This is a genomic window from Pseudomonas sp. H11T01, assembly GCF_048515765.1.
Lineage (GTDB): Bacteria > Pseudomonadota > Gammaproteobacteria > Pseudomonadales > Pseudomonadaceae > Aquipseudomonas.
Genome location: NZ_JBLYED010000042.1, coordinates 1 through 12,804, shown reverse-complemented (window position 1 = coordinate 12,804; position 12,804 = coordinate 1). Strand labels below are relative to the sequence as shown.

The 12,804-nt window shown below is 58.2% G+C and carries 12 protein-coding genes and 1 other RNA gene; 4 read left to right on the top strand and 9 right to left on the bottom strand.

The features are described from left to right. Positions 1-2 precede the first annotated feature (2 nt). The 9 genes from mraY to rsmI all read right to left on the bottom strand — a co-directional run bounded on the left by mraY (position 3) and on the right by rsmI (position 8,961). Positions 3-1,085 (bottom strand): phospho-N-acetylmuramoyl-pentapeptide-transferase, encoded by a 1,083-nt coding sequence (mraY, locus tag ACN1C3_RS31650; RefSeq protein ID WP_419119659.1) that lies wholly within the window; start codon positions 1,083-1,085, stop codon positions 3-5. Further along, positions 1,085-2,467 carry a UDP-N-acetylmuramoyl-tripeptide--D-alanyl-D-alanine ligase gene (locus tag ACN1C3_RS31645; RefSeq protein ID WP_419119658.1) on the bottom strand — a complete coding sequence of 461 codons (1,383 nt, stop codon included), beginning with the start codon at positions 2,465-2,467 and terminating at the stop codon, positions 1,085-1,087. The genes mraY and ACN1C3_RS31645 overlap by 1 nt, the downstream gene beginning before the upstream one ends. Then, positions 2,460-3,923: a UDP-N-acetylmuramoyl-L-alanyl-D-glutamate--2,6-diaminopimelate ligase gene (locus ACN1C3_RS31640; RefSeq protein ID WP_419119657.1), complete on the bottom strand. Its 1,464-nt coding sequence runs from the start codon at positions 3,921-3,923 to the stop codon at positions 2,460-2,462. Before ACN1C3_RS31640 ends, ACN1C3_RS31645 begins: the two co-directional genes overlap by 8 nt. After that, the gene (locus ACN1C3_RS31635) at positions 3,923-5,662 is read right to left on the bottom strand and encodes a peptidoglycan D,D-transpeptidase FtsI family protein (RefSeq protein ID WP_419119689.1); all 1,740 of its coding nucleotides are present in this window, start codon (positions 5,660-5,662) and stop codon (positions 3,923-3,925) included. Before ACN1C3_RS31635 ends, ACN1C3_RS31640 begins: the two co-directional genes overlap by 1 nt. Then, positions 5,662-5,955, bottom strand: coding sequence for a cell division protein FtsL (ftsL, locus tag ACN1C3_RS31630; protein WP_419119656.1), 294 nt, complete (start codon positions 5,953-5,955; stop codon positions 5,662-5,664). Before ftsL ends, ACN1C3_RS31635 begins: the two co-directional genes overlap by 1 nt. After that, positions 5,952-6,899 (bottom strand): 16S rRNA (cytosine(1402)-N(4))-methyltransferase RsmH, encoded by a 948-nt coding sequence (rsmH, locus tag ACN1C3_RS31625; RefSeq protein ID WP_419119655.1) that lies wholly within the window; start codon positions 6,897-6,899, stop codon positions 5,952-5,954. The genes ftsL and rsmH overlap by 4 nt, the downstream gene beginning before the upstream one ends. Then, on the bottom strand, positions 6,896-7,351 hold the full coding sequence (gene mraZ, locus ACN1C3_RS31620) for a division/cell wall cluster transcriptional repressor MraZ (RefSeq protein ID WP_019693566.1): 456 nt from the start codon (positions 7,349-7,351) through the stop codon (positions 6,896-6,898). The genes rsmH and mraZ overlap by 4 nt, the downstream gene beginning before the upstream one ends. 309 nt (positions 7,352-7,660) lie before the next feature. Next, positions 7,661-8,014, bottom strand: an RNA gene (gene rnpB / locus ACN1C3_RS31615) — RNase P RNA component class A. Positions 8,015-8,088: 74 nt separating this feature from the next. Next, positions 8,089-8,961, bottom strand: a complete 873-nt coding sequence (gene rsmI, locus ACN1C3_RS31610) for a 16S rRNA (cytidine(1402)-2'-O)-methyltransferase (RefSeq protein ID WP_419119654.1) — start codon at positions 8,959-8,961, stop codon at positions 8,089-8,091. A gap of 218 nt (positions 8,962-9,179) precedes the next feature. Here rsmI and ACN1C3_RS31605 point away from each other — a divergent pair, with 218 nt between their 5' ends. The 4 genes from ACN1C3_RS31605 to ACN1C3_RS31590 all read left to right on the top strand — a co-directional run bounded on the left by ACN1C3_RS31605 (position 9,180) and on the right by ACN1C3_RS31590 (position 12,639). Further along, a complete protein-coding gene (locus ACN1C3_RS31605; RefSeq protein ID WP_419119653.1) occupies positions 9,180-10,991 on the top strand; it encodes a penicillin-binding protein activator in 1,812 nt (603 codons plus the stop codon). Then, positions 10,991-11,362: a YraN family protein gene (locus ACN1C3_RS31600; RefSeq protein WP_419119652.1), complete on the top strand. Its 372-nt coding sequence runs from the start codon at positions 10,991-10,993 to the stop codon at positions 11,360-11,362. Before ACN1C3_RS31605 ends, ACN1C3_RS31600 begins: the two co-directional genes overlap by 1 nt. Positions 11,363-11,470: 108 nt before the next feature. Continuing rightward, the gene (locus ACN1C3_RS31595) at positions 11,471-12,064 is read left to right on the top strand and encodes a phosphoheptose isomerase (protein ID WP_007904374.1); all 594 of its coding nucleotides are present in this window, start codon (positions 11,471-11,473) and stop codon (positions 12,062-12,064) included. Then, entirely contained in the window at positions 12,061-12,639 is a 579-nt protein-coding gene (locus ACN1C3_RS31590; RefSeq protein ID WP_419119651.1) for a BON domain-containing protein, read from the top strand. The genes ACN1C3_RS31595 and ACN1C3_RS31590 overlap by 4 nt, the downstream gene beginning before the upstream one ends. Positions 12,640-12,804 lie beyond the last annotated feature (165 nt).

Sequence of the window (12,804 nt, the reverse complement as noted above, 5' to 3'; positions counted from 1 at the left end):
TTCTACCTCAGCTTCAGGGTGGCAAGGCCGACCAGGACCAGAATCACGGTGATGATCCAGAAACGGACAATCACACGCGGCTCGGGCCAGCCCTTGAGTTCAAAGTGGTGGTGAATTGGTGCCATGCGGAACACACGGCGACCGGTCAGCTTAAAAGAGGCAACCTGAATGACGACTGACAGGGTTTCCATCACGAACACACCGCCCATGATGAACAGGACGATTTCCTGACGGACGATGACCGCAATGGTGCCCAGCGCCGCGCCCAACGCCAGTGCGCCGACGTCACCCATGAAGACTTGCGCCGGGTAGGTGTTGAACCACAGAAAGCCCAGACCGGCACCGATCAACGCGCCGCAGAACACAATCAGCTCACCCGCGCCCGGTACATAAGGGATCAGCAGGTATTCGGCGAACTTCACGTTACCCGACAGGTAGCAGAAGATCCCCAATGCGCCGCCGACCATGACCGTCGGCATGATCGCCAGGCCGTCGAGGCCATCGGTCAGGTTGACCGCGTTGCTCGAGCCGACGATGACGAAATAGGTCAGGACGATGAAACCGAAGCCCAGGGGAATGCTGAAATCCTTCAGCATTGGAAGAATCAGGGTGGTTTCCACCGCGCTTGGTGCGGTCATATAAAGGAAGATCGCTGCCCCCAGGCCAAACACCGATTGCCAGAAGTACTTCCAGCGACTTGGCAGGCCACGAGAGTTCTTCTCGATCACCTTGCGGTAGTCATCAACCCAACCAATCGCGCCGAACAGCAGAGTCACCAACAGCACGACCCAGACGTAACGGTTATCCAGGTCGGCCCACAGCAACGTGCTGACGGTGATTGCGGAAAGGATCAACGCACCACCCATGGTCGGCGTGCCCGATTTGGACAAGTGCGATTGCGGCCCGTCGTTACGCACCGACTGACCGATCTGGCGATTCTGCAAGGTGCGGATCATCCATGGCCCTAGCCACAGCGACAATGACAACGCGGTCAGCACACCAAGGATCCCGCGCAGGGTCAGGTATTGGAAGACCGCGAAGCCTTTGTAGAACTGTTGCAGATACTCCGCTAGCAGCAGCAGCATTAATGTATCTCTCCCTTATGTTCCAAAAGAAGGGAACCGCACAAAGCCGCGACGACGTTTTCCATCACCGCGCTGCGCGATCCCTTGATCAAAATAGTGGTGTTTGTATCGTGTTCGGCGCCCAGGGCTTCGATCAGCTCAGCCTGAGTGGCGAAGTGATAAGCCTGTTGGCCAAAAGCTGTCACGGCGTGAACCATCATCGGCCCCACGGCGTAAAGCGCGGAAACCTTGCCGGCGGCATAAGCGCCAACATCACGGTGCCCCTGCTCCGCCCACTCGCCTAACTCGCCAATATCCCCGAGCACCAGAACGGTGCGACCGGAAAAGCCGGCGAGTATATCAACGGCAGCGCACATAGAGGTGGGGTTTGCGTTGTAAGTGTCATCGATCACGCGCATGCCGTTCTTCGCCAGTTGCGCGACGGTGCGCCCCTTGACCGGCTGAACCGCGCCCAGGCCAGTGGCGATACCCGACAGCGAGACGCCCAACGCATGAGCAGCGGCAGCCGCAGCCAGCGCGTTGGCAACGTTATGGCTGCCCAGAAGATTCAGCTGAACCCGCTCCACGCCTTGCGGACTGTGCAGATTGAACGCCAGGCAGCCGCGCGCATCGCGATCCAGATCGGTTGCATGGAAATCGGCTGCGGTATTGTTCAGCGCAAAACTCAGCACCTGACGACCGCCAGCCCGGGTCTTCCAGATGGCGAATGCCTTGTCGTCGAGATTGAGAACGGCGATGCCGGTAGCCTCCAGCCCTTCAAGGATTTCGCCCTTGGCTTCGACAATTTTTTCAGGCCCGCCGAACTCACCGACATGGGCGGTCCCGGCATTATTGATCACGGCCACGTGCGGCTTGGTCATGCCAACGGTGTAAGCAATCTCGCCGATCCGTGAAGCACCGAGCTCAATCACCGCCGCCGCGTGTTCCGGGGCCAGTTCAAGCAAGGTCAGCGGGACGCCGAGATCGTTATTCAGGTTACCGCGGGTCGCCAGAACAGGCCCGCGCGTACGCAGAATGCTCGCGAGCATTTCCTTGACGGTGGTCTTGCCGCTGGAACCAGTGATCGCCGCTACTGGATGGGTATAAGCAGCACGATTCAGTGCACCGAGTTTGCCCAGCGCATGACGGGTATCACTCACCAACAATTGCGGCAGTGTGGTATCGGCTACTTCACGCTCGACCAATGCACCAACGGCGCCTTTGGCGGCAACGTCATTCAGATAGTCATGACCATCGAAACGCGGACCGCTCAGGGCGATAAACAGTTGCCCCGGCTTGATTGCGCGGCTGTCGATGCTGACGCCGTCAAAGCTGCAATCGCCAGCCACCAGGCGACCGGCCAATACGCCGGTCAATTCACTCAATTTAAGGGCTTTAAGCATGGGCCACCTCCCATGCGGTCAACGCCCTGTCGGCCTCGACCAGATCGGAGAAAGCGTGGCGCTCGCCATTGATTTCCTGATAGTCCTCATGACCTTTACCGGCCAGAACGATCACATCGTCGGCCGAAGCACTGGCAATCAGCTGAGCAATGGCCTGGCCGCGACCTACCACGAAAGTGACGTTATCCACAGCGCTGAAACCAACGCGAATATCGTCGAAAATTTTCGAAGGCGCTTCGGTACGTGGATTGTCGTCGGTGACCAATACACCGTCCGCCAGACGCTCAACCACTTCAGCCATCAGCGGGCGCTTGCCGCGATCGCGATCACCGCCGCAACCAAACAGGCACAGCAACTTACCCTTGGCATGAGGACGCAGCGCCGTCAGGACTTTTTCCAGCGCATCCGGGGTATGGGCGTAATCGACCACCACCAACGGCTGAGTACCGCCGCCCAGGCGCTGCATGCGACCGGCCGGGCCTTCGAGTTTCGGCAGTACGTGCAGGATCTCGTCCAGCGCGTAGTCCAGACCCAGCAAAGCGCCAACGGCCGCCAATACGTTGCTCAGGTTGAAACGGCCAAGCAAGGTACTGCGCAAATGGTGCTCACCCTGAGGCGTGACCAACGTGGCGCGTACACCCTCGTCGTTGAATTGCGCTTCACGGCAATACAGGTAGGCGCTGGAATCTTCCAGGCTGTAGCTGATCAGACGTGATTCAAGTTTTTCGACAGCCAGTTGCCGACCAAAGTCGTCGTCGAGGTTGATTACCCGGCAGCTCAGATCAGGCCAACCGAATAGCTTGGCCTTGGCATCGGCGTAAGCCTCCATGGTCCCGTGATAATCCAGATGATCCCGGGACAGGTTGGTCATTACCGCCACATCAAACGCCAGGGCGGTGACACGACCCTGATCCAGACCATGGGAGGAGACTTCCATCGCCACGGCTTTGGCACCGGCCTTTTTCAGGTCAGCGAGGGTTGCCTGCACGGCAATTGGATTGGGCGTGGTGTGCAGGCCGCTTTGCAGCGCGCCATAGAAACCGGTGCCCAGCGTGCCGACGATGCCGCAATGCTGACCGAGCAAGTCCAGTGCCTGCGCAACCAATTGGGTCACGCTGGTTTTACCGTTGGTACCGGTCACGCCTATCAGATTCAGGTTGCGGCTCGGGTCGCCATAGAAGCGCCCGGCGATGTCCGACAGTTGCGCTGCCAGGCCTTTGACCGGAATCAGTGGCACATCAGTGATTGGCAGAACGGTAGCGCCTTCAACTTCGTAAGCCACTGCCGCCGCACCACGCTGCAAAGCGTCGGTAATGTGTGCACGGCCATCCACCTTGCCGCCAGGGACCGCGAGAAACAGGTCGCCCGCACGGACATTGCGGCTATCCAGGGTCAGTTCGCGAATCAACAGATCACGACCGGCGTGGGCAAAAATCTTGTTCAGGCTAAGAGACATCAGCCGCGCCCTCCATTAGCTTTGACTACATTGCCGGGTGTGGCATTCGCTTGTTGCACAGGCGGCAAGTTATCTGGCGAGATATTCATCAAGCGCAGGGTGCCGGACATCACTTTGCTGAACACCGGCGCCGAGACCAGACCACCGAAGTAGCCGGCCTTGCTTGGCTCATCGATGACCACCACGATTGCGTAACGCGGGTCGCTCATCGGACCGAAACCGGCGAACAGCGAACGGTAGGAATTCTCGGCATAACCCTTCGTGCCCACCGACGTCTTACGTGCGGTACCACTCTTGCCAGCCACGTGATAAGCCGGCACTTGTGCGCGGAACACACCACGCGGCGCTTCAATCACTTGCTGCAACATGCCTTGCATGGTTTTGGCGACTTTTTCCGGAATCACCTGGGTGGTTTCTGGAGCCTTGTCAGTCTTGATCAAGGTCAGCGGAGCAATCCGGCCGTTGTTGGCCAGCGCCGAGAAGGCATGCACCAGTTGAATCGCGGTGACCGACAAACCGTAGCCGTAGGACAGCGTGGCCGTTTCGGCCTTTTTCCAATCGCGGTAGTTCGGCAAGTTGCCAACACGCTCACCCGGGAAGCCAAGGCCGGTGTCCTGGCCGAGGCCGACTTTCTGCATCAGACGGTAAATGGTCTCGCCGCCGACATCGAAAGCAACCTTACTCATACCGACGTTACTGGAGTTGATCAGAATCCCGGTCAGGTCGAGTACTGGCCCTTCGGTCTTGGAGACGTCACGAATGGTGTATTTGCCCAGCTGCAAGGTGCCAGGATAAACCTCGACCGTGTCGCTTGGCTTCCAGCGCCCGGTTTCAAGCGCCGCGCTCATAGAGATCGCCTTCATGGTCGAACCTGGCTCAAACACGTCGATCATGGCGCGGTTGCGCATCATCGCCGGCTGCAGGTTGCGGCGGTTGTTCGGGTTGTAGGTTGGCTGGTTGACCATCGCCAGAATCTCGCCGGTCTTCACATCCATGATCACCAGGCTGCCGGCTTTCGCGCCGTTATCCACAATGGCGTTACGCAGTTCCCGGTTGGCCAGATATTGCAGGCGCAGGTCAATAGACAACGCCAAGGGCTTGCCGGCCTTGGCGTTTTTGGTGACCTGGACATCCTTGATCAGCCTGCCACGTCGATCCTTGATGACCTGTCGCTTGCCTGCGACCCCTGCCAGCCATTCATCATAAGCCAGCTCGACGCCTTCGCGGCCGTGGTCATCAATGTCGGTAAAGCCGACCATGTGGGCGGTGACCTCACCGGCCGGGTAGAAACGCCGGAACTCTTCGATGCCGTAGACGCCGGGCACTTTCAGATCAAGCACAGCCTGACCCTGCTCGGGGGTCAAACCACGTACCAGATAGATAAATTCTTTATTGGCTTGCGACTCGAGGCGTTCGGCCAGCGCTTTAGGATCTTGCCCCAGCGCAGCCGCCAATGCTGGCCACTTGTCTTTGGCCAGTTGCATTTCCTTGGCGTTGGCCCACAAGGTCGTCACCGGCGTACTGACGGCCAAAGGCTCGCCATTACGGTCGGTAATCAGACCGCGGTGCGCAGGAATCGGGATATGACGAACACTGCGAGCGTCCCCCTGACCTTTGAGGAAGTCACGATCGACCACCTGCAGGTCGATGATGCGCCAGGCGATCGCACCCACCATCAGTGCCAGCAAACCCAGCACCACGCGGAAACGCCAAGGATAAAGGGCGCCTTCGAGTTTCATCATGGCGCCACCATCTTCACTTCAGCTGCGCCGGGAATGCGCATCTTCAGTTGCTCAGTAGCCAGCACTTCGATCCGGCTGTGGGCGGTCCAGGTGCTCTGCTCGAGAATCAGCCGGCCCCACTCGGCCTGCGCTTTATCGCGCACGCTCAGTTCGCCGTAGAGGGTATTAAGAAGCTGACGGTTCCAGTGGGCGCTGTAAGACACCCCAATCGCGGAAACGAGCACGCCAATAAACAGCAGCAGCATGAAAAAGCTTCCGCCTGGAAGTGGCTTGGCGAAGAGCTTGCTCACCGCAGCTTCTCCGCCACGCGCATGACGGCGCTACGAGCACGTGGGTTGGCCTTGAGTTCGGCTTCGGAAGCGAACTGCGCTTTGCCATGGATTTTGATTTTCGGCACGAAGGCTTCAAAACGTACCGGCAGGTTGCGCGGCAGGTTGTCGGTTTCACCCTTCACCAGACGACGCATGAACAATTTGACGATGCGGTCTTCCAGCGAGTGGAAGCTGATGACAACCAGACGGCCGCCCACTTCGAGGGCTTCCAGCGCGGCTTCAAGGCCGGTTTCCAGATCGCCCAGTTCGTTATTGACGTGAATGCGCAGCCCCTGGAAAGCCCGGGTAGCCGGATGTTTGCCCTTTTCCCAGGCCGGATTGGCGACTTTCAGGACTTCGGCCAAATCACCGGTACGCTCGAATGGCTTGATGACACGGCGCTCGACAACCGCACGCGCCATGCGCCCGGAAAAACGTTCTTCACCGTATTCCTTGAACACTCGGGCGATTTCTTCCGCAGGAGCCGTAGCGATGAACTCAGCGGCACTGACCCCGCGACTAGGGTCCATGCGCATGTCCAGCGGGCCGTCATTCATGAAACTGAAGCCGCGTTCCGGATCATCGAGTTGTGGCGAGGAAACACCCAGGTCGAGCAGCACGCCGTTGACCTTGCCGGCCAGACCGCGCTCGGCAATTTCCGAACCCAGCTCGGCAAAGCTGCGCTGCACAACGACAAAGCGGCCGTCTTCGGCCGCTAGCGTTTGCCCGGTGGCAATCGCTTGAGGATCTTTGTCGAACCCCAACACGCGACCATCGGGACCGAGCTGGCTGAGTATCAGACGACTATGCCCGCCGCGCCCGAACGTTCCGTCCAGATAGCAGCCATCAGGACGTACGGCGAGCGCCTCGACGGCTTCGTCAAGCAGTACGGTGATGTGGTTAAAGCCGCTATCAATAGTCACAGGATCAAATCACGCAGTTCATCAGGCATAGCGCCCGGTTGTTGAATGGCAGCCAGGTCCGCAGCAGAAACGGCGTCCCAGGCATCCTCGTCCCACAATTGGAACTTGTTCAGTTGGCCAACCAACATTGCGCGCTTATCCAACTTGGCATATTCACGCAAACGTGGCGGAACCAGAAAACGACCACTGCCATCGAGCTCGAGGTCGACGGCATTACCAATCAGTAAACGTTGCAAACGACGGTTTTCTTCGCGTAGCGAAGGCAGTGCGCGCAGTTTGGTTTCAATCAGCTCCCACTCATCGAGGGGGTAAACACACAAACAAGGATCAACGGCATCGATCGTGACGATTAATTGCCCGGAACTTCGCGAAACCAGCTCGTCACGATACCGGCTCGGCATGGCGAGACGGCCTTTTGCATCGAGACTGATAGCATTAGCTCCGCGAAACACGACAGCGTTTCTCCAAATATTAGCGTTTTGCGCTCAAAAAACCCACTTCATGCCACTTTTCGCCACTTGTGCACACTATAGGAATGCGCCCACTGCACCGTCAAGGCGCGGATTCACGGAAAAGCCTTACAGATCGGAGATTTAGGAGACTTATAGGAGGGGTAGTACGAATTTTGCGGATGTTTTTACTCGCCAACTTCAATCAAGCCAGTAGGCTACGATCAGAAGTTAAAGTGATTTGTTAAGAGTAAGATTTTTTTGGTATTACAAAAGCGCTTCTGCTATTGAATCAAGCAGGGAGGGAAAAAGGTGGAGAGTCGATCTGTAAGCCGGGTTCTGTCGTGAACAGTCATTCGTCTACGATGGCCATCACTGGACATCTTTAGCAACCTACCCGGTTCCAGCGCGGGCCACGCCTTGGAACCCTATTTGGTCTTGCTCCAAGTGGGGTTTACCTAGCCACGAACTGTTGCCAGTCGTGCGGTGCGCTCTTACCGCACCTTTTCACCCTTACCGGCACCGAAGTGCTTAGGCGGTTATTTTCTGTGGCACTTTCCGTAGGCTCACGCCTCCCAGGCATTACCTGGCACTTCGCCCTATGGAGCCCGGACTTTCCTCCCCCCTCTAATTTTCATAGAAGGCAGCGACTGTCCAATCGACTCTCCGTCGCAAAGATTAACGGTAGAGTAGCCGAAGAACAAGCGCTAAAAGCCTTTTGCCACTCTACAACCTGCGATCTACTCGGCTTTCTGCTTATCCAGAGCAACCTGATACAAGACATTTTTGCGCTCACCGGTAATTTCTGCCGCCAATGCCGCGGCTCGTTTGAGCGGCATCTCTTTGAGCAGCAAGTCGAGAATGCGCATTGACTCGCTACTGACCGCCTCGTCGCTTACGGGTGCGGACCATCCCGCCACCAGCACAACGCACTCGCCGCGCTGCTGATTGCTGTCACCCTCGACAAAAGCCCGCAGGTCCGCCAGAGGCAACCCCTTGAGCGTTTCAAAGGTTTTGGTCAACTCACGCGCAAGCAAAGCAGGCCGCTCCGCGCCGAAGACCAATTCCATATCCTGCAAGCATTCTAGAATACGATGAGGAGCCTCGTAAAAAATCAGCGTGCGCGGCTCTTCCTTCAATAATTCCAGACGAGCGCGACGTCCCACCGCCTTGGCCGGCAGAAAACCTTCGAAAATAAAACGATCAGACGGCAAACCTGCCGCAGACAAAGCAGCGATCAACGCGCAAGCACCCGGCACAGGCACGACATTGATACCCGCAGCACGGGCCTGACGAACCAGGTGATAGCCAGGATCGGAAATCAGTGGCGTGCCAGCATCAGAAATCAGCGCAACATTATCACCGGCCAGCAACCGAGTAATAAAACGACTGCCTTCGTCGCGTTCATTGTGCTCATGGCACGCCGCCAGCGGAGTGGAAATACCAAAGTGCTGCAGCAACCGCAGGGAATGACGCGTATCTTCGGCGGCGATCAACGCCACCTCGCGCAGTATTTTCAGTGCGCGCGCACTGATGTCGTCCAGGTTGCCGATGGGCGTCGCCACCACATAAAGCGAGCCAGCAGCGGAATTCAAAGCACCTGGAGCAGTCAAAGCGCACACCTCATGATCGGGAAAAGCGCCATTGTAGCCTGTAGAGGCCTTCGCGATGCGCCCCCCAGACACCCTGCAACTCAGTGTTATTCAGTCTTTTCCAAAGCCCGGCAACATTTGCACCAGCTAAATTGACGGTTTAACGCCAGTAACATCGCGCCCCGGCCAGCGCTTGGGTACAATTCCACGCTAATTTGATCGAGTATCAGGAACATTACATGATCGCTTGCCTGCGGCTGTTCTCTGCCCTCTGCCTCGCTGCCCTATTGGCGGCTTGCGCCAGCTCGCCCTCGTCCAGCCTTGGCGAACTTCCACGGACCCCGGATGCCAGTATCGAGCAGTTGCTCGAACAGGCCGCCGCCAGCAAAACGCCCGAGAAAGCAGCCTTGCTGCGCTTGAGCGCGGCGGATCTGGCCTATCACCAAAACAAGGCCGGCCAGTCGGCGCAGATTCTTGCGCTAGTCCCTCTGGAACAACTCAAGCCAGGTCAACAGGTTTTCGCCAGCACCCTGGCGGCCGAACTGGCCATGGCCCGCAACCAGCCCAAAGCAGCGCTAACGGCCTTGAGCCACCCAAGCCTGCAACGTCTGGGCGAGTTGCCGGTCGAGCAACAGATCCGCACCGGGAGCGTACATGCTCTCGCGCTTGAGGCTGATGGCCAGACCCTGGCCGCCGCCCGGGAACGCATCTTCATTGCCCCGCTGCTTAGCGGCGATGCTGCCAGTAAAAACCACGAAGCGATCTGGGCGCTGATTGCCGCCCTGCCTACCGATCAATTGCAACCCACCAGCAATGACGACCTCGGTGGTTGGCTGGCCCTGGCCCTGGCAGTGAAAACCGCCGGCACCCTGGAGCAGCAACAGGCCGCCATCGATAAATGGCGCGCACAGAACCCTAAACACCCCGCCGCCATTCAACTGCCCCTGCCATTGACCAAACTCAAGGAACTGGCCAGCCAATCGCTGACCAAGATTGCTCTGCTGCTGCCACAGGACGGTCCTCTGGCCTCGGTCGGCAAAGCGCTGCGCGAAGGCTTCATGGCCGCTCACTATCAGGCCCAACAAGCCGGGCAGAAGCCACCAAGCATCGAGTTTTATGACAGCTCACACCTGACCTCGCTGGACGATTTCTATAGCAAAGCCCAGGCCGCCGGCGTGCAACTGGTGATCGGCCCACTGGAAAAACCACTGGTCAAACAGCTCAGCGCTCGCCCGCAATTGCCTATTACCACGCTGGCCCTGAACTATAGCGAAAGCGAAAAAGGGCCAGCACAGCTGTTCCAGTTCGGCCTTGCCGCTGAAGACGAAGCCCGCGAAGTATCTCGCCGCGCCCGCGCCGACGGCCTGCATCGCGCTGCCGCCATGGTGCCGAAAGGCGAATGGGGCGATCGGGTACTCAAGGCGTTCAGCCAGGATTGGCAAGCCAACGGCGGCAGCATCGTTGCCATCGAACGCGTCGACCAGCCGGTTCAACTGGCCCAACAGATTGCTGACATGTTCCAGCTGCGTCAGAGCGAAGGTCGCGCCAAGAGCCTGCAAAATACTGTGGGCTCGCAGGTGGCCGCCCAACCTTCACGTCGCCAGGACATCGAGTTCATTTTCCTCGCCGCCACACCGCAGCAAGCCCAGCAGATCAAGCCAACACTGAACTTCCAATACGCAGGTGATGTGCCGGTTTACGCCACTTCGCACGTATTCAGCGCCAGCGGCGATCAAAACCAGTACAACGACATGAATGGTGTGCGCTTCTGCGAAACGCCGTGGCTGCTGGATGCCAATGACCCATTACGCAAGCAAGTGGCTGCACAATGGCCACAAGCTGGCGGCAGCCTGGGTCGCCTGTACGCAATGGGTGTTGACGCCTATCGCTTGGCGCCGCGCTTGGGCCAACTGAAGGCACTGCCAGACAGTCGCGTCGAAGGTCTGTCGGGAAGCTTGAGCATGAGCCCGTCGCAACGGGTCCAGCGCCAACTGCCTTGGGCCGAGTTCGTCAACGGCCAGGTTCAACGCCTACCGGATACTGCGCGCTGATGCCTGACAGGTCACGCCAACAAAGCGGAAAGGATGCCGAAAGCCAAGCGCTCAAGCACCTCCAACAACAAGGTCTGCGCCTGCTGGCGCAGAACTGGTTGTGCAAACGTGGCGAGCTTGATCTGGTCATGCTTGATGGCGATACAGTAGTATTCGTCGAAGTCCGTTACAGACAACACACGCAATGGGGTGGCGCACTCGGCAGCATTGATGCACGCAAGCGCCAGAAGCTGATACTCGCCGCGCAGTATTTTCTGCAGCGCGAGTCGCGCTGGGCCAATCACCCCTGCCGTTTCGATGTGGTCGCCATAGACGGCGCCATCGGTGCAGCACCTCATTTGAACTGGCTACGGAATGCCTTTGACAGCTGATCGAAGCGCTCAAACCGAGCCGGACATTTTCACTTAACCAATTTTGCTCTTTGCTTTGCGGGCTGCACATTCGTGTGCCGGAAAGCCGCGCCACTTAAGGTCACACAGATGGACATGCAATCCCGAATTCGCCAGCTTTTTCAGGCCAGTATCGACACCAAGCAACAGGCGATGGACGTACTTGCACCGCACATCGAGCAAGCCAGTCAGGTGATGGTCAATGCCCTGCTCAACGAGGGCAAAATGCTCTCCTGCGGCAACGGCGGCTCTGCGGGTGACGCACAGCATTTTTCGTCAGAACTGCTTAACCGCTTCGAGCGCGAGCGCCCGAGCCTGCCGGCCATCGCACTGACCACCGACAGCTCGACGATTACCTCGATTGCCAACGACTACAGCTACAACGAGATCTTCTCAAAACAGATCCGCGCCCTCGGCCAACCTGGCGATGTTTTGCTGGCGATTTCTACCAGCGGCAACTCGGCGAACATTATTCAAGCGATCCAGGCCGCACATGATCGCGAAATGATTGTCGTAGCATTGACTGGACGCGATGGCGGCGGCATGGCCTCGCTGCTTTTGCCCGAAGACGTCGAAATCCGCGTACCGGCCAATGTCACCGCACGTATTCAGGAAGTCCACCTGCTGGCGATCCACTGCCTTTGCGACTTGATCGACAGCCAACTGTTTGGGAGTGAAGAATGACCCCTAATCGCCTTGGCCTACTGGCCTTGACTCTATGCCTGAGCATCAGCGGTTGCACGTCAGTGGTTACTGCCAGCCGCGAAAAACCCATTGATGACGACCGCGGAACCCGCACCTTTGGCAGCAAGATCGACGACACCTTGATCGAGACCAAAGTCGGCGTAAACATCGCCAAGGCTAATCCGGACCTGGACAACAACTCTCACATCGTCGTCACCAGCTTCAACGGCGTCGTGCTGCTCGCCGGACAGACTCCGCGCGCCGACCTGAAGGCTCAGGCCGAACAAGTCGCCGGCACTGTCCAGCGCGTGAAGACGGTGCACAACGAGCTGCAAGTTCTGCAGCCCTCCTCGCTGCTGGCGCGCCAGAACGACGCCTGGCTGACCACCAAGATCAAGACCCAGATGCTCGCCGATGCCAGCATCCCCGGCTCGCGCATCAAAGTCGTGACCGAGAATGGCATCGTCTACCTGCTGGGCTTGCTGACCAAACAGGAAGCCGCCCAAGCCACCAGTCTGGTGCAGGGTGTTTCTGGCGTGCAGAAGATTGTGAAGCTGTTCGAGTACATCGACTGACACAGCACGATTGGCAGACACAAAAAAAGGCGATCCAGATGCAGATTGTGTGAAAACCTAGCAATCTGCTCTCCGGTTCAAGAAAATGCCCGCATCGCAAGATGCGGGCATTTTTCTTATGCGCTATATCCAAGGTGAAGATCGCTGCCAGGGGGCACTGTTTCC